Source organism: Porphyromonas levii, from assembly GCF_018206105.1.
Lineage (GTDB): Bacteria > Bacteroidota > Bacteroidia > Bacteroidales > Porphyromonadaceae > Porphyromonas_A > Porphyromonas_A levii.
Genome location: NZ_JADRGN010000033.1, coordinates 1 through 23427, shown reverse-complemented (window position 1 = coordinate 23427; position 23427 = coordinate 1). Strand labels below are relative to the sequence as shown.

14 protein-coding genes are annotated in these 23427 nt (G+C 45.5%); 9 read left to right on the top strand and 5 right to left on the bottom strand.

The features are described from left to right. The first annotated feature begins 59 nt into the window (after window positions 1-59). Entirely contained in the window at window positions 60-1403 is a 1344-nt protein-coding gene (locus IX315_RS07400; RefSeq protein WP_018358442.1) for an MATE family efflux transporter, read from the top strand. On the opposite strand, the gene IX315_RS07395 is transcribed toward IX315_RS07400, so the two are convergent. From IX315_RS07395 to IX315_RS07385, 3 genes are read right to left on the bottom strand one after another with little or no spacing between them, the layout of a single operon-like run. Continuing rightward, complete coding sequence (locus IX315_RS07395; RefSeq protein ID WP_211638791.1) at window positions 1386-2090, bottom strand: ComF family protein; 705 nt, start codon at window positions 2088-2090, stop codon at window positions 1386-1388. The two genes, IX315_RS07400 and IX315_RS07395, sit on opposite strands and share 18 nt — an antisense overlap. Beyond that, entirely contained in the window at window positions 2062-2577 is a 516-nt protein-coding gene (locus IX315_RS07390; protein ID WP_018358440.1) for a regulatory protein RecX, read from the bottom strand. The genes IX315_RS07395 and IX315_RS07390 overlap by 29 nt, the downstream gene beginning before the upstream one ends. A 4-nt stretch (window positions 2578-2581) precedes the next feature. After that, on the bottom strand, window positions 2582-3394 hold the full coding sequence (locus tag IX315_RS07385; protein WP_211636859.1) for a N5-glutamine methyltransferase family protein: 813 nt from the start codon (window positions 3392-3394) through the stop codon (window positions 2582-2584). A gap of 23 nt (window positions 3395-3417) precedes the next feature. On the opposite strand from IX315_RS07385, the gene ribD reads away from it, so the two are divergent. The 3 genes from ribD (at window position 3418) to IX315_RS07370 (ending at window position 8016) form a co-directional block, all read left to right on the top strand. After that, the gene (gene ribD, locus IX315_RS07380; protein ID WP_211639854.1) at window positions 3418-4407 is read left to right on the top strand and encodes a bifunctional diaminohydroxyphosphoribosylaminopyrimidine deaminase/5-amino-6-(5-phosphoribosylamino)uracil reductase RibD; all 990 of its coding nucleotides are present in this window, start codon (window positions 3418-3420) and stop codon (window positions 4405-4407) included. 120 nt (window positions 4408-4527) lie between these two features. Next, window positions 4528-6768: a GH92 family glycosyl hydrolase gene (locus tag IX315_RS07375; RefSeq protein ID WP_018358437.1), complete on the top strand. Its 2241-nt coding sequence runs from the start codon at window positions 4528-4530 to the stop codon at window positions 6766-6768. Between the two features lie 6 nt (window positions 6769-6774). Then, window positions 6775-8016 (top strand): ABC transporter permease, encoded by a 1242-nt coding sequence (locus tag IX315_RS07370; protein WP_018358436.1) that lies wholly within the window; start codon window positions 6775-6777, stop codon window positions 8014-8016. A 44-nt stretch (window positions 8017-8060) separates the two neighbouring features. Here IX315_RS07370 and tamL read toward each other — a convergent pair whose 3' ends face one another. Beyond that, the gene (gene tamL, locus IX315_RS07365) at window positions 8061-10376 is read right to left on the bottom strand and encodes a translocation and assembly module lipoprotein TamL (protein ID WP_244973121.1); all 2316 of its coding nucleotides are present in this window, start codon (window positions 10374-10376) and stop codon (window positions 8061-8063) included. Further along, window positions 10363-15135, bottom strand: coding sequence for a translocation/assembly module TamB domain-containing protein (locus IX315_RS07360; protein WP_211642553.1), 4773 nt, complete (start codon window positions 15133-15135; stop codon window positions 10363-10365). The genes tamL and IX315_RS07360 overlap by 14 nt, the downstream gene beginning before the upstream one ends. A 572-nt stretch (window positions 15136-15707) precedes the next feature. On the opposite strand from IX315_RS07360, the gene gyrA reads away from it, so the two are divergent. The 5 genes from gyrA to IX315_RS07335 form a co-directional block, all read left to right on the top strand. Then, window positions 15708-18284: a DNA gyrase subunit A gene (gene gyrA, locus IX315_RS07355; protein ID WP_211639852.1), complete on the top strand. Its 2577-nt coding sequence runs from the start codon at window positions 15708-15710 to the stop codon at window positions 18282-18284. An 82-nt stretch (window positions 18285-18366) separates the two neighbouring features. Continuing rightward, a complete protein-coding gene (locus IX315_RS07350) occupies window positions 18367-19587 on the top strand; it encodes a tetratricopeptide repeat protein (RefSeq protein ID WP_134849651.1) in 1221 nt (406 codons plus the stop codon). Between the two features lie 220 nt (window positions 19588-19807). Further along, window positions 19808-21166, top strand: a complete 1359-nt coding sequence (locus IX315_RS07345; protein WP_211636827.1) for a PhoH family protein — start codon at window positions 19808-19810, stop codon at window positions 21164-21166. Window positions 21167-21203: 37 nt separating this feature from the next. Beyond that, window positions 21204-23054, top strand: coding sequence for an oxaloacetate decarboxylase (locus IX315_RS07340; protein WP_211636819.1), 1851 nt, complete (start codon window positions 21204-21206; stop codon window positions 23052-23054). Window positions 23055-23221: 167 nt separating this feature from the next. Then, the coding region (locus tag IX315_RS07335) for a transposase (RefSeq protein WP_026215673.1) at window positions 23222-23427 on the top strand (206 nt) is incomplete at its 3' end.

Genomic DNA, 23427 nt, shown 5'->3' with positions numbered 1-23427 from the left:
AGTAAGGCAAACCGTCCCTTGGATAGTTTGCCTTTTATTATGCAGAATAATGAACGATTATGGCTATTAATAGTAATCATACAAGAGAGATATTAAAGCTCGGTGCTCCTATTATGCTCGGGCAGATGGGAGTGATACTGGTTGGGTTTATCGATAATATCATGGTAGGGCAGTATGGAACACAGGAATTGGCTGCAGCCTCTTTTGTGAATGGATTCATCAATATTGCTTTTGTCTTTGCCATGGGCTTTAGCTATGGGCTAACACCGCTTGCTTCTGGTTCTTTTGCTGCTCACAATGGCAAGCTGCGTACATTGCTCAAGAGTAGTACGCTCCTCAACCTCCTTATGGGGCTTCTTATAACCCTAGTGATGTGGGTTTGCCTGGTAAATATTCATTGGTTTAGACAGCCTGAAGAGCTTCTCCCACTTATTAAGCCATACTATACCATACACCTAGTGAGTATTGTCCCTCTGATTATTTTTTATGGATACAAGCAGTTTGTAGATGGTACAGGAAATACCAAGGTAGGTATGATGTCTATTATCATCTCCAATGTAATCAATATCTTATTTAACTATCTATTGATTTTCGGAAAGCTTGGTTTTCCTGAATTTGGTCTTATCGGAGCAGGATTATCTACCTTTATATCTCGTATTGTCATGCTAGTGATATTGATTTACGAGGTACACTGGACTAAGCGCTTCAAGGGGATATTTGAGCAAAATGGGGCAGTGATAGGGCATGTGGAACGGTCTTCGATACAGAAGCTCGGTAAGATAGGAATACCCTCTGCGCTACAGCTCGGTATGGAGACTGCCTCTTTTAGTATTGCTGTAGTTATGGTGGGATGGATTGGGACGATTGAGCTGGCTGCCCACCAGATTGTCAATACTGTGAGTACGCTCGGTTTTTTGATGTTTTACGGGATGTCGGCAGCGGTAATGATAAGGGTAGGTCGCTTTTATGAACTAAAGAACCCCAAGGAGATAAGAGGTGTAGTGCGTGCCGGGCTTAAGATACAGCTTACCATGGCTTTGAGTGTAATGGCGTTTCTGCTCCTATTCCGCAAGGATATTCCTAAGATATTTACGAGTGATTCAGCGGTAGTAGAGTTGGCAGCGCTGGTTATCTTCCCTCTTGTTGCTTACCAATTGTGTGACATGCTGCAAATCCTTTTCTCTAATGCACTTAGAGGGCTTCAGGATGTTAAATTTACAGCTTGGGCGGCTGCCTTTTGCTATCTAGGGCTTACCATTTCCATGGCATACGTCTTTGGATTTGTACTAGACTATGGTATCTTGGGTATTTGGAGCGCCTTTTTTGTTGGCTTTACTACCCTAGCAGGTCTATTGATTTATCGTTACCGTAGGGTACTTCGGCAGTTAGAGGAGAACGTCTAGGGCAAGAGTATAGAAGGAGATAGATTCTGCTCCAGCATCGATTAGCGAACGTCCCGCTTGTACTAGGGTAGCACCAGTAGTCAAAACATCATCGACCACAAGGATACGTTTGCCAGAGATATTAGCGCTATCAGCCACAAAGAAGGCTCCTTGGACATGTGTCCAACGAGCCTCTTTTCCTTTCTTGGTCTGTGTGCCACGTTGTCCCTTGCGGTACAGGACATCCTCCACCACTGGTAATTGGTAAACCTCTGCAAGTCCTTGAGCGATAAAAGCCGATTGATTATAACCACGCTTATGTAGTCGGCTCTTGAGTAGAGGTACTGGGACTATCATTGTGGTGTCTGAAAAGTGCCCGAGCCTTAAGTGTGTAGGGGCAAACATTCGAGCTAATTCGGTGCCTAGGGAGGGAAAACCGCTGTACTTTATTTTGTGGATCAGTGCTTGAGTTATGCTGGATTCCTTAAAGATTAAGTCGGTCTGATACTCAGTAAAGGGTACAAGACCTTTAAGTCGCTCTGAAGCGTCGTAATACAGTTCCATGCCATGATGCTTGGGTAAGGCATCAAAACAGGTAGGGCAAACAAAGCGGTGTCCCTTGTTCAACCGCTCACCACAGCCTATGCAATAAGCTGGGAATAAGAAGTCGATTATTGGCTCAGTAATAGAACTTATCTTCATCTTCATCGCTCCATTCTAGGTCAAGCCCATCAATCACTTCGCCATATATATCCGAGGGGTAACCTCTTCTGTAGGCCGCTTCACTCAGTCGACGGCGAAGATCGTATTCGTTCTTTGCCTTGGCTCTTTGCCTCTCTACTCGTGGGGCAAGGTAATCCCGAAGAGACGAGTACCAATCATCGTATGGGATTCGTTGCAGTCCTTGCTCAATCAAGCGGGCTGGTACTCCCCTGTTTCTCAGTTCTTGCCGAATTGCTATTGGTCCTTTTCGGAGTGAATAGACCTTGTCTCGAATGTACCGCTCTGCATATCGGTCCTCATCGATAAACTTATCCTTACGTAACTGCTCTATAATCCAGTCGGTTTCGGCAGTGGTTAGTTCTTCGTCAGTCCACTGCTCCAACTTCTCTCGTACCTCCTGCGCCGTCTTTTCATACTTCGCTGTGTACGCTCCCGCTTTTATTAGTAGTCTCTTTAGCTCCTCTTGCTCCATATTTTTACCTTACGATTAGGAACCGAATATTCCCCCTAAAGTCTTTTATGAACTCTACTTCCTTATCGGCAAATAGCTCTCGTAGCTCTGCCACGCATAGTGGATTAATCTCGAAAGCAAATACTTTGGCGTGGTATAGCTCCTTGATTCGGCGGTAAAAGAGGAGCGGGTCTTCATCGGGAACGAATAGAGCCATACTGGGTTCTTGCTCCAATACATGGGGTAATATCTCATTTCGCTCCCGCTCTAGCACATAGGGCGGATTACTGACCACTAGATCGTATGCATCATACATGGGGGTATAGTCGTGAAGGATATCCGCCTCCCTCAAAGTGACCACACCACCCTGATGAGTAATATTCTCCTTTGCCACCTCTAGTGCCATCGGACTTAGTTCCACGGCCTCTACTTTGGCCCCTGCTCTAGCCATAAAGACGGCAATCGCACCACTTCCGGTACAGATGTCGGCGGTCACCGCCCCGGAAAATAAATAGCCGCGCTCGAGAAGCAACTGACACAACTCCTCTGTCTCGGGACGAGGAATCAGTACCCCTGGGCACACTACTAGCTCCATCCCTCCAAAATATGTATGCCCTAGCACATACTGTATAGGTTCACGCCCTAATAACCGAGCCAACCATCCCTTTAAGACATTAATCTTTTGGGTAACTTTGTAGTCACTGACAACCAATAGCGGATAGGGTTTGCCACAAGCCTCCTCAAGCAATTGCCGAGCTATTTGCTCCGCTTCTGCTTCAGGATAATAGGTGAATAGCTCTTGGCTTAACCAACGTTTTGTAGATTGAACATCACTCATAGAGTACAAAGATAGCTGAAATAATGGAAGAGAGACGATATATGGAGCGAGCAATTTATCTTGCTAGCCGTGCCGAAGCGCATCTTATCCAAACCAATCCGAGAGTAGGTGCCGTACTTGTGCATCAAGATCGTATTATCGGCGAGGGTTATCATATGAAGCGTGGCGAAGGACATGCTGAGGTCAATTGTATGGCTAGTGTCCGACCGGTGCATCGTCATTTGATTCCAGATAGCACTATGTATGTCACCCTAGAACCTTGTGCACATCAAGGGCGGACACCCTCTTGTGCCCGTATGCTAGTGGCAGAGAAAGTAAAGCGAGTGGTGGTAGGTACGCTCGATCCATTCCCTGAAGTGTCGGGTAAGGGGTGTGAGATTTTGCGTCAAGGCGGTATAGAGGTGGAAGTGGGTTTGATGCAGGAGGAGTGTCGAGAGCTTGCAAAGGTATTCCTTACGAATCAAGTACAGAAGCGTCCTTATATTACTCTAAAGTGGGCAGAAAGTGCGGATGGCTTTATTGATAGACTACGCAGCCCACAAGAGAACGCTGCTAAAATATCCACCCCATTCATTCAGTTACTAACTCATAAGATGCGGGGAGAGCACTGTGGTATTCTTATTGGTAAAAATACGCTCCTTATGGATAACCCCTCTCTTACAAATCGTCTCTTTCCAGGATTGCCCTCGCCACAAGTTTTTGTGTTAGACCGCTCAAAAGCCACAGCGTCTCTTGTCAGCGACCGAGAGAGGTGGCACTTACTATCCGATACGGATCATCTGCCTAGGCTGATGACGTGGCTACTGGAACAAGGCGTGACCTCGTTGCTCGTCGAAGGAGGGACTCAGGTGCACCAATCCTTTATCCATGCAGGACTGTGGGATATGATACGCCGTGAAGTGAGCCCTATTACTCTTGGTAATGGTGTACCTGCCCCAGTCTTGCCCCACATACTCCTTCCAACCTATTCCGAAGATATTGATGGTCATCTGCTCTATTATTACAATAGATAATCGTGGGGTTATTTTGTAAGGCAGTTCTTTCAGAATATGATAAACGAGGGTGGTGTTAGCTGTAGTATTTGTAGGGGAATAGTTACCTTTGCGATGATAGAATATAATAAAGTATAGATAATGAAGAGAAGAGTAGGGTTATTTCTAGCTGTTGTATTGGGGCTTACTATGGTGGCTAGCGCTCAGGAACGCTTGGTAGACTACGTGCAACCTTTTGTGGGGACTACCAACTTTGGTACTACTAATCCAGGGGCAGTATTACCCCACGGGATGATGAGTGTGGTACCTTTTAATGTAATGGGAAGTGAAGAAAATCGCTTTGATAAGGATGCCAGATGGTGGAGTACTCCTTATGATCATACAAATACTTACTTTACTGGCTTTAGTCATGTTAATCTTAGCGGAGTAGGATGCCCAGAGATGGGGTCGCTTCTCCTGATGGCGACCAGCGGTAAGCTAGATGTGGACTATCGTAATTATGGGAGCACTTATACAGATGAGGCTGCGACTCCTGGTTATTACACCAATAGGCTGACCAAGTACAATATCTTCACAGAGGCTACCACTACGCTCCGAACAGGTATTACTCGTTTCACATTTCCAAAGGGAGAGAGTCATATTCTCCTCAATCTTGGTGAAGGGCTGACCAATGAGACTGGTGCGATGTTGCGCAGGGTAAGCGATACGGAGATAGAGGGTACTAAGTTATTGGGGACGTTTTGCTACAATCCTCAGGCAGTATTCCCTATTTACTTCGTGATGCAAGTAAGCAAGGCTCCCAATAGTCAAGGGTACTGGAAGTATCAGCGTCCAATGAAGGGAGTAGAAGCTGAGTGGGATAAGGACAATGGTCAGTATAAGTTGTACACCAAATATACCAAGGAGCTCGCTGGTGATGATGTGGGCGCCTTCTTTACGTATGATACAGAGGAGGGCGAACAGATAGAGGTGCGTATGGGAGTCTCTTTTGTGAGTATTGAGAATGCTCGTGAAAACCTCCAACGAGAGACTGAGGGACAGAGCTTCGCCGATATTCGTAAGCGGGCTGAGGAGATTTGGGAAGCCGACTTAGCTAGAATACAAGTAGAGGGTGGTACACTAGAGCAGAAGCAGATATTCTATACTGCACTGTACCATACACTCATTCACCCTAATATTTTGCAGGATGTGAATGGAGCATATCCTCAGATGGAGGGGGGGAAGATTCTGAATAGTGGGGTGCACAATAGGTATACCGTATTCTCTTTGTGGGATACGTATAGGAATGTGCACCAATTCCTCTCACTCGTATATCCCGAACGGCAGATGGATATGGTACGGACTATGGTGGCTATGTATGAAGAGCATGGATGGCTGCCTAAGTGGGAGCTTTATGGGCGGGAGACATTGACCATGGAGGGGGATCCTGCTATTCCTGTGATCGTGGATAGCTACTTCAAGGGACTACGAGACTTTGATGTCCATAAAGCTTATGAGGCAATGTATAAGTCGGCGACTACTGTAGGGAAGGATAATCTCCTTCGTCCCGATAATGACGATTATCTTGCGCTGGGCTATGTGCCACTTAGGGAGAAGTACGATAATTCTGTATCTCATGCTTTAGAGTACTATGTGGCGGACAATGCTCTTGCTCTCTTTGCTGATGCATTAGGAAAGAAGTCCGATGCAAAGCGATTTAGGGCTCAGAGCTTGGGGTATAAGAATTATTACAGCAAGGAGTACGGGACATTGAGACCTAAGCTGCCCAATGGAACGTTTCTAGCTCCCTTTAATCCTAAGCAGGGAGAGAACTTCGAACCCAATCCGGGCTTCCACGAGGGTAGTGCTTATAACTATAGTTTCTTTGTTCCCCATGATATTGCTGGGCTTACTAAGTTGATGGGCGGTAAGCAGAAGTTTATCAATGCGCTGCAATCAATATTTGATAAGGGACACTATGACCCTACCAATGAGCCTAATATTGCCTATCCCTATCTATTTAGTTACTTCCGAGGTGAGGAATGGCGGACACAGAAGATGGTGACTGAGCTTCTGAGCAAACACTTCTCTACCCAGCCCGATGGTATTCCTGGCAATGACGATACAGGTACTATGAGTTGCTGGGCACTGATGAGTATGATAGGACTATATCCAGATGTGCCTGGGGTGCCGGAGTACACGCTAACAGCTCCTACATTCGATAGGGTTGTGATTAAACTCAATCCTAAGTATCACGGTAGAGACCAGCTGGTAATAGAAGGGAAACCTATTGGAGATAATCAATACATTAAGGAGATTATCCTTGGAGGGAAGAAGCTGAATAGCCATCGTGTAACGCACGAGCAACTGATGAAGGCAGGACATATTCAATATAAGTACTAATAGTGTATGGCTTTAGAGCGTGACTTAGCTCAGAGGTTCCTCTATCAGGAGGGCGGAAAACTACGTCCAGTAGTGCGTATCGCATCTGTTGGTATTGCGCTAGGAGTATCGTTGATTCTCCTTTCGCTCTTTGTTGTCCAAGGATTTAAGCAAGAGGTGGAGCAAAAGATCAATAGATTCGTAGGCACCATTCGTATCTCTAATCCTGATAATAACTACAACCAGTATTCTATACCTTTGACTGTTACTCCTGAGGCGAGGTCGGAGATAGAGTCAAAAAGCCAGAGTTTATTTCCAGAAGCAAGGGTAACCGGATTTATAGACCAGATGGCTCTCGTGAAGACAGATTCTACTTTTAGAGCCGTGATTATGCATGGTATAGACGAAGGGTATGATAAAGCGTTCTTTGAACAATATTTAGTGGAGGGGCGTCTGCCCAACCTAGCGGTATCTAGAGAGTTATTACTCTCTCAAAAGATAGCAAACTTCCTCGGAGTAGGAGTGGGTGATACATTTCTCGCTTACTATGTGGAGGGCGAACGGGTAAAGACTAGAAAGTATAGTATTGTAGGGCTGATTAATACTGGATTTGATAGCTATGATGAGTATATTGCCCTAACGAGTATAAAGGAGCTCCAAGGTATCAATGGCTGGTCAAAGGAGCAGGTAGGGGGACTTACAGTGACTCTTGATAGTCGAAAGAATGCCTCCAAACTTTATGAAGTGCTTTTCGGTGTGCTGGCCGATAGAAATAGTAAGTACGGTGAGCGCTATGCAATGTTTACGGTAGAGGAGCATAATTATAATTATTTTAGCTGGCTCGATCTCCTAGATGCCAATGTACTTCTAATACTCGGGTTAATGATTGTGGTGGCTGCGATTACTATCATTACTGGAGTCGTTGTGCTGATATTAGAAAAGGTACGGGCTATAGCTACACTTAAGGCACTTGGTCAGCGTAATAGCTCTATCCGAAAGGTATTTAGACTGATGGCGGGAAATATCTTGCTGCGAGGTATTGTGATAGGTAATGTAATTGCTCTTGTAATTGGGGGCGTGCAGTACTACTTTAGGTTGATTCCACTAGATTCCAGCCAATATTATATGAATCATGTGCCGATTATCATTGATTGGCTAACGTTGCTCATCACTAATATACTGGTATTCCTAGTGGTGTTCTTAGTAGTGCTGGTACCTACGGCTATTATCAGTGGTGTGAGTCCGTCCAAGACTTTGAGATTTGAGTAAAATAAAAGAGAGGAACGACCGATTGGTCGTTCCTCTCTTCTCATTTAGAATGGATATCCTATCGCAAGGTGGAAAGCGAGTGGTATCCGCTTGTCGAAAGTATTGATATATTTACCCCCACTTCTCGTAGGATTGTGTAGCCCGAGACCAACATCTAGACGGAGCACTAGAAACTCTAGGTCGTAACGAACTCCAAGCCCTGTACCTAATGCAATATCATTGAGTAAGTACTTCCCCGATAATTCGCCACCAGGTCTATTACTATCGGGTCGTATCAACCATACGTTGCCTGCGTCGATAAAGGTCGCTAATTCCAGAGCCCCAACTGCTCGGTATCGGAGCTCTAGGTTGGCTTCAAAACGAATGTCTCCAGTACGATCCATAAAACTAAGTGGATCCTCTACAAGAGGGGTGTAACCACCAGGTCCTAGGGCGCGCACATTGAAACCACGGATGCTATTGGCACCTCCGGAGTAGAACTGCTCAGTGTAGGGCGCAACATCCATATTGCCATAGCTATAAACTGCTCCAGCGTAAGCACGACTTGCAAACTGTAGTCGGGTATTGAAACGATAGTTGTAGCGGAGCTCTAGTGTCCCCTTTACAAACTGAGCAAATGGTGCTCCAAGTACTTGGTGAGGCTCTCCATTAGTTTGCTTAGCTCCCTTGTAAAATAGAGAGAGGAGATTGCCAGCCTCTGCCACGTATGCTTGAAGGCTGAAACCATGCTTGGATATCGGGTTTTGTAGCTCCCAACCGAATAGATAGTTGGCTTGTGGTATGAACTGGTTACGGAAGGAAAGCCCAAGAATTGGGTTATTGACTATTGCCTCCTCGAATTTCTCCGTCTTGGAGATTAGGTGATTATAACTGATGCTGAGAGGTGTAATAGTATGCCTAATAGATGGACTAGGCTGTAGGTGGTAAGAGATATCCCCTCCAAATTGAGCCTGTTTATAGAAGCGACCTCTATTGAGGAAGGTTCCATTCAGGGATATTTTCGTAGAGGAAGGGTAGGTAGGCAGGTTGCGCCCGAGTATAGGGAAGAGAATCCTTGGGAACGTAAGCGCAGTGGTCAGTCCTAGCTCATAGCTATTGATATCCCAGTTACTACCTTGGGTAGTACGCTTGGTCTCCCATTCGTAGCTCCCTCGGGCAGTGACTGTAAGTAGCTCTCCAGCTCTGAACACATTCTTCCTATTGACCGAGAAGTTGAGTCCTGGTCCTACCTGATTGTTACTCTTGAATCTGAACACTCCTTCTAGCTCTGTAGTATAGGGTCTATCGAGCTGAGAATTGATGACCACATTGAGTCTATTGGTAATGCTGTCTCTCCGACTATCGGGGGAAAAGGAGACATCTGTGTAAGCAAAAGTGTTTAGCTCCGCCATCGAACGAAGGGTGTTCAGCTGCGCTTCCTGACTGTAAAGGGAGTCTATAGCAATACGAATCCTAGGTCGGAGCACAGAAAGGCGGACAGGAGACTTCTTATTATAACGATAGAGTACACCCTCTAGCATCAGACTATCTGTGAGCGGGCTATTAACGCCATCGCGGATATTGTAAGTAATACTACCGATGCGCCAAGGCTTATATGCTTCGGGCAGCATCTTATCGGATAGCCTTACCCTCAGTTGTACTTTATTAGGGACCTGAACGGTATCTGCTTCGTATACTATGTGATTGGGTTGGAAGTAGTAGTACCCTTTGGAGCGTAGCTGATCACTGATACGGGTTCGTTCGTTCTCGAGGGGTAGTACACCGAAGGGCTGACCTTTTTTGAGTAAAGACACCTTGGGCGAATAGAGCTCCCCAAGATTCTCCAAAGGGATATCGGATAGATTATAGTTGATGCTATCTAATAGGTGTGGCTCACCCATAAATACCGTATAAATGGTTTTAGCACTTATGGAATCCTTACTTACCTCTACCTCGGGTGTTACTCTACTTCTAAAGTAGCCGTACTCTCTCAGCACTTGCTCCGCAACTGAGGCTCTAAGCGTAGGGTTTACTTCAGAGATTAGTATTGGCTCCTGAGCAAAAGTCTTATACAACCAACGACCAAAGAAGTTATTGGACTTGGCGTAGTGCTTATTGATATAGAAGGGGTAGGTAAAGGGTAGTCGCAGAGAGGCCGAGCCAAACAAACTGTTATTGGGTTTGTAGTTGAGTATCTCTGCCATGTCTTTACGGGCAAGACGGTTATTGACTGTCCCTTCACCACCTTTGTCTTCGAAGGCAATCTTTTTGACACCTGTGTAGTACAGTTCTCCCTCGGGAATATATTGTGCTACAGAGCAGCTCCCCAGAAGCAATAACAAAGCCAGTGTAGGGAGTACTATCTGATTATTCTTTCTCATCTTTCTCATCTTCATCATTCTTTAGGATGGCCTCCTGTTGTTGCCTTGGCTTTATCTGCCAAATAGCTCTTGGGGTGGTGAGGTCGGAGCCAAGAGGCTTAGAGAACTTGAATAGCTCTCCTAGCTTATTGAGCTTGCGGCGAATCACATAACCCATACCGGTCTCTATTACCTCTCCATCTAGGATATTCTCATAATTCTTATTATGGAAGAGGCGGAGGTAGTGCGTGCCTGCTTGATCTAGCTGATAGTCTAGTGACATATTATCGATAAAGGACTGACGAATACCAGCTGCTGCCGCACCCGTTACCATCCTACCGCCCATCTGTATGCTGATACGATTATTCATAAATCGTTTCGTGATGCTATAGGAGTAGTTGGTTCCTTGTCCGTAGGCGTTGGTGCCATCCGTCACACCTAGATTGATTTCAGCGTCTAGGGCTTCTCCCGCAAGTGAATTGAGCTGGCTTGCCAGCACAGAAGCAAGTGTACTATTGACATCAAAGCCTCTTGTGTTAGCGACGCCACCGCTACCAAAGTAGTGCCCTGTCGTAAGTAGCATAATGGACTGCCTTGTCTGCTCCTCCTGGCTGAGACCAGATAGGGTGTTGCGCATGGTGAGGTCTTGAGGTGCTTCTGTCTTAAAACGCAATTTAAGATTGTCTAGACCATTCTCCGCTATTACGCTTACTTGGAAGTCAACTTGTCGTGCCGGTTCGCCTGGTAAGGTCACGTTACTCCTTACCATAGAGGTCGCTTGGATATCTATATCAGGTTCCATAAGTATACCATTCCATGCCACCTTACTACCAGGACGTATTGTGAACTTCCTAGAAATAGGTGGGAAGCTGAGGAGGATATCACCCTCTTGGATATTATAAGTACCATTAAAGGTCATTGCACCATAAGGAGGCATAGAGAGTGTAAAGTCGCCACCACCCTTTATGGATGCTCTATTTGAAGCGATGATGGTCTTCACCTGTGCTGCTGGGTCAATGTGTATTGCCAAGCGGATGTCCATACCGCCAAGGGATAGACTATCTACAACGCTCTTCTTCTTGGCAAAAAGAGTATCGGCGAAGTCGGTAAACTCTACTAGGTTCTGATACCCGTTTCGAACCTGTAACTCCCCATCTTGGGATTGGTAGGTAACATCAGTATCTCCCTTGAGAGACACATTTCCTGTCAGGGTAAAGGCACTCAATGGTCCACGGAGCCAAAGATTGGCATCCGAATTGACCCGACCAAAGAGCATCGTCTCCCTAGTCTGCTGGGAGTTGAGCAATAGCACGTCATTACCTGTGATACGGAGGTCAATTGGCATTTGATTGCCCAAAGATAGGCTGCCATCCATTGTCAGTTTACCATTGCTAGCAATAAGGTCAAACTTATCCATGACCACATTATCCTCCACTACCAATATTGGCTTGCTATCCATTCGGTAGGTCTCATTGGCAAATGGCATATAGAGCTTGGCTTCCTTGAGCATTAGCTGACCATTGAGCTTACCTGTAGGAGCGCTCTTTATATCTTGGTTTGTATCGTAGTTCCTAAGTTCGCCAAATAGCAGTCCGCTCAGCTCCGCATACTTCTCTGGGAGGAATGGATTGGCTTTATCCAGTGGTAGATCCTTTATCTTCAGGTCGAAGCGAGATGCTTCCTTATCCTTCGGCGCAAATCCATTAGCTATCGCCACCTCCTGGTTGTTGAGTAGGACATTGGCAACCAATGCACGCCCTAGATTGTCATCCTCTGCCGTAGCCTTTGCCTGTAGTGTACCGATAGGCTTTTGGTTGAAGAAGAAGTCTTTTACTTGCGCATCCGCAATATATTCGCTTCTCTTATCTGGCAGTTGTAGCCAGTCTGCTGTCAGATTGAGCGACCCAGATAGGTTTGGGATAAACTCAATACCATCTAGCTGGGAGAGGAGTAGGTCGGTGACATTGGCTCGTAAGAGATGTCCCCGATTATCGGGTACATCGTTGACGGTAATCTTCGCTCCTCTGTCGGTCGAAAGCATTACATTGGCTTTAATCTTGCTCCTATCCGAAGCTGGAAGGGTTACGTAGTCGTCCTCAAGTACATTAAACTTATTATACGCCAATACAATTGGGTCTGGTGTGAAGCCAAAGGTCAGATCTCCATTGGACTGATTGAATAGCTCCATACCCAATTGGATAAACTCCCTTTGTTTGGCATCCTTCCAATTGAGATAAGCCTCACTGCGTTTGACATTGGAGGAGAGTGATAATATGATATCAAAAGCTTTCTGATTGCGGAACTGCTCTTTGTGCACCGTTGCCATAGCCGTAAAGAAAGCAGAGTCTTGCTGTAGCACAAGGTCGATATTATCCACCCTAAAGGTATCCACCTGTAGGTAGGTAATTACACCTAATCCCGACATGCCTTCTCCCTGTACCGTCTTTAAGTCTATATTGGTAGATATTGCTCCCAATCTATGTTCATCTAGGTAAGCGCGCAGCAAGTTTTGTCTACCCATCTCGAGACTAACTTCCATATTGGGATAGTACTCTATCCAAGGTGCCATATTCATCTGCCCTATCGAGTCGGCAATAGACTTCTGAACCTCCTGTATTACCTTGGAGATACGATTCGTGAAGTCATTGAGTCCATTCTGAGCTTCAAACCTTAGCGATAGGTCTCCCGACGATACCTTCGCACTCATCTGAGTATTCGATGTGTGTGCTGTGATATAGGTGTTCTCTTGGGGTTTGATAATACCCTTATCGGTGGTGAGAATGAAGTTTTCTATTTCTCCTTCAAAGTTGTGATTCTCCTTTAGGTCACTGAGGATATTGCTTCTCAGCTCCATCTTACCTGCCTGCAGGATAGGAATATTCACCCCTAGCATTGATGGCACCACCGTATCCACCAATATATTGATACTACCGGCAACGCTATCTCTCCTTAGGAATACGTCTGTTTGGGCAGTCATCTTGAGCACTTCATTGTCACTATTTAGCGCAGCGAAGAACTGATTGTTTCTTAATTGTGAGAGCAGCATCACATTCCTTAGGCTATGCTGTTTGTAGCTTACGGAGTCTACATTCAGATAGAGGATAGCGTGAGTGCGGGGACTAAATATGTCGGTGCCACGTCCTTCCAAATTGATGGTTGCTGAAGCTGCACCAATAGTGTCCGTTGGTAGAAAACTCTGGAGGTCTAGTTCGTTGATTCTTAGATCTGCCTGGTATTCCTTGGTGTCTGGTCTGTAGAAAGCATTACCGATAATACTTCCTCCATAGTTGGTATTGAGTAGCTGAATATCTGTACGTACTTCCCGAGCCGAATAGGAAGCTGAGCCTTTTACCTCTAGTCCTCCAGGGATATCCCATGTAGGGACAGAGCCAGGTTTTCCTTTGTTGAGGAAATGTACGATTACTGGCTTGAGCTGCTCTCCCGCAAGGATATTGTAGGTGGTGGTGAGCTTTCGGCGAGAAGAAAGGGCGTCATTGGCTGTACCCTTTAGACTGAGGTCTATAACATTATCTCTCTTGAGTGATACCGCATACTTCATATCGGACTCCATGATACCAGCGGCATCGATATCTACCTCATACGCTTCTTCGGGAAGCCCCTCAAGACCTCCTAAGAACCTCTTGACTTCCTCTAGCTTGAGTGTGCCAAATAGATGAAAATCGGCGCGTCCAATACTGTCTGGAATCCAACCGTCAAATGGCAAATCAGCATAACCCTTTACCCGAGTCTCATCTATGCGCAATTCTAGATCTTCTACCCTGAGTCGTGTACTATCTTTTTCTGCGACAAATGAAGCATCACCAACGACTACACCATCACCTACGCTGTAGTATAGGCTGCGGATATCGCCACTCGTATCATAGGCTCCGCCGTACCTTACTTTTCGACCATCCACCTTGCCTACCCACGGCATAGGGAGTCGCTCCATCTCATCTCCGAGGGCAGTGACTCCTGCTTCCATAGTAATACGATCAGCTTGGTAGTAACTATCTCGGAGATTAACCTCTCCATTTGTAATGTCTCCCTTGGAGATATAAGCCGCTATCTGCATAGTATCGGGATAGAGCCATAAGTCGGCAGATAGGTTGCGTACCTCTGCATTATTGAAGGTGATAACCATCTGAGTGCTGTCAGGACTATCTGGCTTAGGTATCGTATCGAGTAGGATATCTATCCTTACATCAGCATCATGGAGTAGTAGCGCATCACCATCCATACTGAGTGTCTTGAGGTCTACATCTAGCCTATTGAGACTCAGTATCCCGATTTTTCCCGTAATGTGGATAGAGTCATTGCTGAGGGGGAGGTCTACACTCGCTTTTTGTAATAACACCTTGGAAATAGGCAGGCTGCCGCCACGGAGTAGCGGTAAAATACTAATATCTGCTGTGAGCAAATCTACCTCTCCTACTAGATCTCCAGTCTCAGCACTAGTTGCAAGAACCTTCTCTAGTTTTAGCTTTACGGGAAATCCGACTCGAATATTTCCAATCTCGAGGTTGAAGCCCGTGGCTTTGGCTACTTCGCTCCGAGTAGATGAGACAATCCAATTCTGTACTGCTGGGATGTACAGCAATGCCGTTAGTAATAATAGGACTGCTATTGTCCCGAGTATCGTTCCACCAATCCACTTCAAAAGCTTTATCCACCATGGACTTTGCTTTTGAGGTGTTTGCTCCTCATTATGCTCCTCTCCTTCGGGGAGACTAGAGGTGTTATCTGGCGATTGTTGAATCACTTCCTCCTCTTTCTCTTTCATTTCTTGTAGTTCTGCTCAAATGTCCTTGCAAACTTAATTATATTTCGGCAAATCTTTGGGTTCTACCGACTAAATCAGTGTGTTTTATTCTTTTTGTAAGCCGTGAAAAGAAATATAGTCTCTTGCAAGTAGATAATGATGGAAGCTTAAGTTTACTCTTGTTCGGTACAGTTTCCTCGTTCTGTTCTCTATAACCTAATTACGACTACTGGGTAGATCTCTTACAGTCCCTCGCGGGAGGGACTGGAGTTCTTCTGTGGAGAGACTGGAGTCCCTCCCCAGAGAGACTCTCGCCGCTATAGTATATCGGAGTGCGCTACTCTACCTATTAGTATTTACACCTGATGCTAGAGAAAAATCCGAGTCCATAGATTAATACTTTCTAATAGAGCACTATCTCTTAGTAGTAAATATTAAAGAAGGTTTATTCCTGGGAAGTTCGGAGAACCGCTCTTGGATACGTGTGTGGTAGTCTAGTGGTTTTTTTGTATCTTTGGCTATTGATTTATTTGGTGTAGTATGCCAGTTTGGCGTAGGTCTGCACGTGAAAAATGTGTATATATTAGAGTAGAATGCAAGAGGAGTTGAAGCAGGGGGGGAAGATCATTGAGGTCAATCTTGAAGAGCAGATGAAATCGGCTTACATAGACTATGCGATGTCTGTGATCGTTAGCCGTGCTTTGCCTGATGTCCGTGATGGGTTTAAGCCAGTCCATAGACGCATATTATATGGCATGAATGAATTGGGCAATACGCCCGATAAGGCCTATAAGAAGTGCGCACGTACCGTGGGAGACGTAATGGGTAAGTATCATCCTCATGGTGATAGCTCTATATATATGGCTCTAGTGCGCTTGGCTCAGGAGTGGTCTATGCGTTATACACTTGTAGATCCTCATGGTAACTTTGGGTCGGTAGATGGTGATGGGCCTGCAGCGATGCGTTACACCGAAAGTAGACTCGCCCCATTGGCTATGGAAATGCTCGCTGATATCAATAAGGAGACTGTAGATATGGTGCCTAACTATGACGATTCTACTACCGAACCGTCGGTGCTACCTACTCGTATCCCCAACCTTTTGGTGAATGGTGCCTCTGGTATTGCGGTAGGTATGGCAACTAACATGGCTCCGCACAATCTCACAGAGGTAATGCAGGGCGCTCTCGCTTATATCGAGAAACGGGGCGATATTACCATTGATGAACTGATGGAGTACATCAAGGCTCCAGACTTCCCTACAGGGGGAACTATCTATGGATACCAAGGGGTGAAAGATGCTTTCCATACTGGTAGAGGTAGGATTGTGATTCGAGGTAAGGCAGAGATTGAGGTGGTGGGTCAGCATGAGCAGATTATTATCACTGAGATTCCATATAATGTAATCAAGAAGGATCTAGTTAAGAGTATTGCTGATCTTGCAACGTCTAAGAAGATAGAAGGCATCGCCAATGTGCAGGATGAGTCGAGTGGCAAGATAGGAATGCGTATCGTTGTTGACGTTAAGCGCGATGCCAATGCTGGTGTGGTACTCAATAAATTATATAAGTACACCACGCTGCAAAGCTCTTTTAGTGTTAATAATATTGCCCTCGTGGATGGCCGTCCTAAGCTTCTCAACCTCAAGGATCTTATTGGTGAATTTGTTAAGCACCGCCACGAAGTGGTTACAAGACGTACCATCTTTGATCTTCGCAAGGCAGAGGAGCGGCTTCATATCCTTGAAGGTCGTATTATTGCTGCCGATAATATCGACGAGGTGGTAGCTATCATAAAGGCTTCTCAGAGGCAGACCGAAGCAATTGAGAAATTAATGGCTCGCTTCAGCCTCTCTCAGATACAGGCTCGTTCTATAGTAGAAATGCGCCTAGGACAGCTCACTGGCATGGAGCTGGATAAGCTACGCGCTGAGTATGATGAGGTAACTCAGAAGGTTGCATACTATAAGGAGATACTTGCTGATGAGAACATCTTATATGGCGTTATCAGTGACGAGATACAGGAGATTATCGATAAGTATGGCGATGCTCGCAAGTGTGATATCGTATACGCTACTGCCGATATGAACCCTGAGGACTTCTATTCGGATGATGATATGGTGATCACTATTTCACACTTCGGATATATTAAGCGTACTCCACTCGTAGACTTCCGCGCTCAGAGCCGTGGTGGGGTGGGAGCTAAGGGCTCTGATACTCGAGAGGAGGACTTTGTGGAGTATATCTACTCTGCATCTATGCATGCTACACTGATGTTCTTTACTGACCAAGGTCGCTGCTATTGGCTTAGGGTATTTGAGATACCTGAGGGGGCAAAGAATGCAAAGGGTAGGGCTATTCAGAACCTACTCAATCTCGAGCCCAATAGTAGTATCACTGCGGTGCTGAGGGTAAAGAACCTTACAACAGATGAGGACTTCGTCAATTCTCACTACCTCACCTTCTTCACAAAGGAAGGATTGGTACGTAAGTCTAGGCTTAAGGACTTCTCTCGCCCACGTCAGTCAGGCATCATTGCTATTAAGCTCCGTGATGAAGATAAGGTAGTAAGTGTAATGCTCTCCAATGGTAAGTGCGACTTCGTAATCGGTAGTAAGCATGGTAGGGCAGTTCGTTTCAGCGAGAGTGTGCTAAGACCTCTCGGTCGAAGCTCAATGGGTGTGAGGGGTATGCGCCTTGCTGATAGCCTTGATGAGGTTGTGGGGGCAGTGAGTATCAAACACCCTGAGGAGGAAACGATACTCGTAATTTCAGAGAATGGTTATGGGAAACGCTCCTACCTGGAGGATTACCCTCTTCGTAACCGAGGTGGTAAGGGTGTAATCACTCTGAAGGTGACAGAAAAGACCGGGGAGCTTGTCTCTATCCATAGCGTGACAGATGAGCATGATATTATGATCATCAATAAGAGCGGGGTGACGATCCGCACAAGCATGAAGAACATAGCCATAATAGGTAGAAATACTCAAGGGGTGAAGCTTATCAACCTCTCTAAGCGTGGCGATGAGATTGCTAGTACCTGTCGTGTGCTATCGGAGGAGGAACCGGAGGAGGAAGACCTTTCAGAGGGCGTCTTTGTCGAAGACGGCATTGAGGAGGTCGATGGAGTAGATGTGGATGTGAACGAGGAGGACGACGAGGATAAGGATTAAACCAGTGTCGTATTCTCTTGTCACAATAGTGTGATACAAGAGAAGTAGAATGGAATAATTAATTGTATATATTAGAAAAGACATGAAGACTAAGTTTTTCTTAAGTATCCTATGCGCTCTAATGATTGTACCTGCCTTTGCACAGGAAAAGGTAGTGAAGGAGATTGAGCGCTCAGTGAAGAGAGATGGTGCTAACCTAGAGGAGGCACGTACACTAATCAAAGCAACTCTTACTAACCCTGAGACTGAGAACTCTGCATACGCTTGGTATGTAGCTGGTCTAGTGGAGGAGAAGGCTGTAGAGCGCGGTTTCGTAAAGCAGCAGATGGGTCAGGAGGTGACTGAAGCAGAGTTTTATGCTCCTGTTTTGAATATGATTAACTTCTACCAGAAGGCAGCTGAACTTGATCAGATGCCTAATGAAAAGGGTAAGGTAAAGCCTAAGTACACTAAGAACATCCAGAAGGCTATTGAGAACTACTATGGCTTTCTTATCGATGGCGGTAATGCTCACATGCAGGCACAAGAGTTTGCAGAGGCTAATAAGTATCTCTCTAAGTTTGTTGAAGTAAAGAAGATGCCTCTTTTCGAGGGTACTAACGTTGCAGCACAGGACTCAACTGGCATGCAGGTAGCATTCTTCTCAGCTTATACGGCTTCTATGATGAAGGATAACCAAGAGGCTGCTATCAAGGAGCTCCAAGCTATTAAGGAGGTGCCTTACGAGCAGAACCTTGTTTATCAGCTCCTCGCTAGCCAATATATTACTAGCGGTGATACGCTTAGCTTTGAGAATACTGTAGAGGAGGGTCTTAAGCTGTTCCCTAACGATCAGTGGTTGATGGCAAATTATGTAGATCGCCTACTAAAGAAGGGTGAGTCTGAGAAGGCTGTTAGCACGCTAGAGGAGGCTATCAAGAAGGAGCCTACCAATGTAAACCTTTTGGCTATTGCAGGTAATGTGTATATCACTAATCTCAACGATTATCAGAAAGCAGAGAAGCTATTCCTTAATGCGCTTGAAATGGATCCTGATAACGTAGATGTTAACTTCGGCCTTACTCAGGTATACTTCAACCAAGCGCTTGTGATGATGGACGAGGCTAATAATACAATGGACAACAAGAAGTATGAGGAGATAAAGGCACAGGCAGCTGAGCTGTATAAGAAGGCTCTCCCATACCTTGAGAAGGTTCACAAGATTCAGCCAGACAACGAACAGATTACCCAAGCACTCAAGAATACCTACTACAACCTAGGTATGGAGGATAAGGTAGCTGAGCTTGATAAAGCTGCACAATAATATATAGGACTATAAGTCCTTCTCTTACAGAGGGTGTACCGAAATGTGTTTTGCAGAGCAAAACCATCGGTACACCCTCTATTTTGCTGCATTAAAATAATTATAGAGATATGTAGCTAATCATAATAATTTCGCTACATTTGTGCAGTAGCTTAGTGCTACCGTGAGTGAAGCTGAATGTATCATAGCGTCTGATGGACGCTCTAAAACGTATACGAATATGGCAAAGAAGAATTACGTACTTGATACGAATGTAGTCCTACACGACTTTAAATGTATTGAAAATTTTCAGGACAATAATGTCTATATACCTATTACTGTACTTGAGGAAGTAGATAAGTTCAAGAAGGGTTATGAGCAAATCAACTTCAATGCTCGTGCCTTTACTCGTATCCTAGATGATAAGATAGCCAAAGCCGAGGGCACTCGATCCAAGTCTCGAAAGGGTATTAAGATAGATGAGAATGGGGTGCAGATTAATGCAGACGGAGGTAAGGTTTTTATCCTTACTAATGGACAGCACAACAAGAAGGTGAGCGATATATTCAGACAGGATCTTAATGATCATCGCATCCTATCTGCTGCCCTAACTCTTTCAGAGAGCTCTGAGCTCCCTACCATTCTCGTAACAAAGGATGTCAACCTCCGTATTAAGGCAATTTCGCTAGGGCTACAAGCAGAGGATTATACCACCGATCAGGTAGACGTGGATGATGTATTTGCTCAGAATTATAGTGAGGTGCAGGTCGATGACCCAGGGATAGTAGATAGTCTGTATGTGTCCAAAGGCGCAGGAGTGGCTATAGAAGAGCTCTCATTGCCATTTACTCCGCAGCCCAATCAGACGTTTGTCATCAAAAGTCCACAGAGTACTGCTCTAGTGCGTGTGGATAATGAGGCAGAGAAAGCAAGAAGTATTGAGAAGCGAACCTACATGGGTATTACGCCAAGGAATGCCGAACAGACGATGGCGCTAGACCTACTCTCCGACCCATCACTCTCACTGGTAGGGATCACAGGTACGGCAGGTACAGGTAAGACTCTCCTTGCTCTTGCTGCGGCTCTTGACATGGCGGATAACTACCAACAGATAATATTGGCTCGTCCTATCGTATCGCTTGCGAATAAGGACATAGGCTTTTTGCCAGGAGATTACAAGCAGAAGATTATGCCTTATATGCAACCACTATTTGATAACCTCAACGTTATCAAGAGTCAGTTCAGCGAAGGCTCTCCTCAGCTCGCCAAGATAGAAGGAATGCTCACGAGTGAGAAGCTTGTGATAGAAGCGCTAGCGTATATCCGTGGTAGAAGCCTCACCAACGTAATTTGTATTATCGACGAGGCACAGAACCTCACCCCACAAGAGATCAAGACCGTAATTACCAGAGCGGGAGAGAACACCCGCATGATATTTACTGGCGATGTTCACCAAATAGATAGCCCATATCTCGATACCCGAAGTAATGGACTTGCTTACATGATTGAGCGGATGCGTGGAGAGGAATTCTTTGGACATGTCAATCTAATTCAGGGTGAGCGCTCTCACCTTAGTGACGTAGCAGCACGTAAATTGTAAGAAAGGGAATACTAAATATATATCACACAATTGCGAAATGAAAAAGAAATCAATTAAGTTCAGTCTCATTTATCGAGACATGTTCCAGAGCTCTGGTAAATACCAGCCAAGGGTAGATCAGTTGGAGCGTGTAGCTCCCGCCATCGTTGAGATGGGGTGCTTCGCACGTGTAGAGACCAATGGCGGAGCATTTGAGCAGGTTCAGCTACTCTATGGAGAGAACCCCAACAAAGCTGTTAGAGCATTCACAAAGGTCTTTCATGAGGCAGGTATCCAGACCCACATGCTAGACCGTGGTCTCAATGCCCTACGTATGTATCCAGTGCCTGCCGATGTCCGTAGGCTGATGTACAAGGTCAAGAAAGCACAGGGTACCGATATCACTCGCATTTTCTGCGGTCTCAATGATGTGCGCAATATCATCCCCTCTATCCATTATGCTAAGGAGGCAGGAATGATTCCTCAGGCAGCGCTTTGTATCACTCACTCACCTATACATACCGCTGAATACTACACCAACATCGCTTTCCAACTCATAGATGCTGGTGCACCTGAGATTTGTCTCAAGGATATGGCTGGAATCGGCCGTCCGACCGTACTTGGTAAGATTGTAAAGGCTATTAAGGAGCGCAACCCCGAGGTAATTGTTCAGTACCACGGTCACTCTGGTCCAGGTTTCTCCCCTGCCTCCATGCTAGAAGTTGCTCGCGCTGGGGTCGATATCCTCGATGTAGCAGTAGAGCCTTTAGCTTGGGGGAAAATCCATCCTGATGTAATTACCATCCAGCAGATGCTCAAGGCAGACGGCTTTGATGTTCCAGAGATCAATATGAACGCATACATGAAGGTACGTAGCCTTACACAGGAATTCCTCGACGACTTCCTCGGTTACTTTACCAACTTCGGTAACCTTCAGAGCTCTTCTCTCCTAGTTGGTTGTGGTCTGCCTGGTGGTATGATGGGTTCTATGATGGCAGATCTCAAGGGAATCCACTCAGCTATCAATATGTACCACAAGCAGAATGGCGAACCAGAAATATCAGTAGACGATCTCATGGTAAAGCTATTTAACGAGGTAGAATATGTGTGGCCAAAGCTCGGTTACCCACCACTCGTAACCCCATTCAGTCAGTATGTCAAGAACGTCGCTCTTATGAATGTATTTAATATGGAGAGAGGCGAAGGTCGTTGGCAAGCTATTGATAAGAATACTTGGGGTATGATTACAGGTAAGTCTGGTAAGCTACCAGGCGAACTTGCTCCAGAGATTGTTGCCCTTGCTAAGGAGCAGGGCGAGGAGTTTACTGATGCTAACCCACAGGATAATTATCCTGACGAGCTTGATAAGTTCCGCAAGATGATGGACGAAGAGGGCTGGGACTACGGCGAGGATGATGAGGAGCTCTTCGAGTTCGCTATGCATGAGCAGCAGTACCGTGACCTCAAGAGTGGTGTGGCAAAGCAGCGCTTCGAAGCAGATCTTGCAAAACTCAAGGCAGAGGCTCAGGCAAAGAAGGGCGTAACACCTGATGAGATCAAAGCTCTTCAACGTGCTAATTATATCCCAGTAACTGCCCCAGTCAGTGGACAGATATTCTGGGAGGTCGACTTTGAGGATCGCTCAGCAGCTCCTTCAGTTGGCACATCATACCGTGCAGGTAGCAAGATGTGTTTTATCCAGACCAACGTATTATATACGGTCGATGTCCTTGCTGGCGTGTCAGGTCGTATCCGTGAGATCGTTGCGGAACAAGGCGCCAACGTGCGTAAGGGTGATGTGATTGCCTACATGGATGAGTGTACCGACTTTCTTCCAGGAGAGGAAGTAAAGAAAGAGGGTGTAACTCGTATCGAAAAGACCCCTTATGTAGGAAAAGCAACTAAGTAATTTACTTAGGTATTATAAGTACTAGCAAGATGGGGGTGTGTCAAAACTAATGTTTTGATGCACCCTCTTTCTTGCTCCTATTAATGGCGAAAGCCCCAACTTTCACAAGTCAGGGCTTTGTCATGTCATAAAGATTTGGTATCTTTATGTATATCAAATAATTATATATGATAAAGATACCATTTCGCCCATACATTCACAAAAGGTCAATGCTCTTTCCTCAGAGACTTGACGAGGATATTTGTGAAAATGACCCTGTTAGAGTTGTGAATGCTATCATTGATGGCATAAATACAGATAATATCTATGGTCTGTACAGCAAGCTAGGTCGATACCCCTACCATCCCAAGATGATGCTCAAGGTGATTATTTA

Bases quoted from the DNA above. Each gene is read 5' to 3' on its own strand.
- IX315_RS07340 (WP_211636819.1), top strand. From the start codon at position 21,204: ATGAAAAAGAAATCAATTAAGTTCAGTCTCATTTATCGAGACATGTTC.
- IX315_RS07350 (WP_134849651.1), top strand. From the start codon at position 18,367: ATGAAGACTAAGTTTTTCTTAAGTATCCTATGCGCTCTAATGATTGTA.
- IX315_RS07345 (WP_211636827.1), top strand. From the start codon at position 19,808: ATGGCAAAGAAGAATTACGTACTTGATACGAATGTAGTCCTACACGAC.
- IX315_RS07360 (WP_211642553.1), bottom strand. From the start codon at position 15,135: ATGAAAGAGAAAGAGGAGGAAGTGATTCAACAATCGCCAGATAACACC.
- IX315_RS07370 (WP_018358436.1), top strand. From the start codon at position 6,775: ATGGCTTTAGAGCGTGACTTAGCTCAGAGGTTCCTCTATCAGGAGGGC.
- tamL (WP_244973121.1), bottom strand. From the start codon at position 10,376: ATGAGAAAGAATAATCAGATAGTACTCCCTACACTGGCTTTGTTATTG.
- IX315_RS07395 (WP_211638791.1), bottom strand. From the start codon at position 2,090: ATGAAGATGAAGATAAGTTCTATTACTGAGCCAATAATCGACTTCTTA.
- ribD (WP_211639854.1), top strand. From the start codon at position 3,418: ATGGAAGAGAGACGATATATGGAGCGAGCAATTTATCTTGCTAGCCGT.
- IX315_RS07385 (WP_211636859.1), bottom strand. From the start codon at position 3,394: ATGAGTGATGTTCAATCTACAAAACGTTGGTTAAGCCAAGAGCTATTC.
- IX315_RS07375 (WP_018358437.1), top strand. From the start codon at position 4,528: ATGAAGAGAAGAGTAGGGTTATTTCTAGCTGTTGTATTGGGGCTTACT.
- IX315_RS07390 (WP_018358440.1), bottom strand. From the start codon at position 2,577: ATGGAGCAAGAGGAGCTAAAGAGACTACTAATAAAAGCGGGAGCGTAC.
- IX315_RS07400 (WP_018358442.1), top strand. From the start codon at position 60: ATGGCTATTAATAGTAATCATACAAGAGAGATATTAAAGCTCGGTGCT.
- gyrA (WP_211639852.1), top strand. From the start codon at position 15,708: ATGCAAGAGGAGTTGAAGCAGGGGGGGAAGATCATTGAGGTCAATCTT.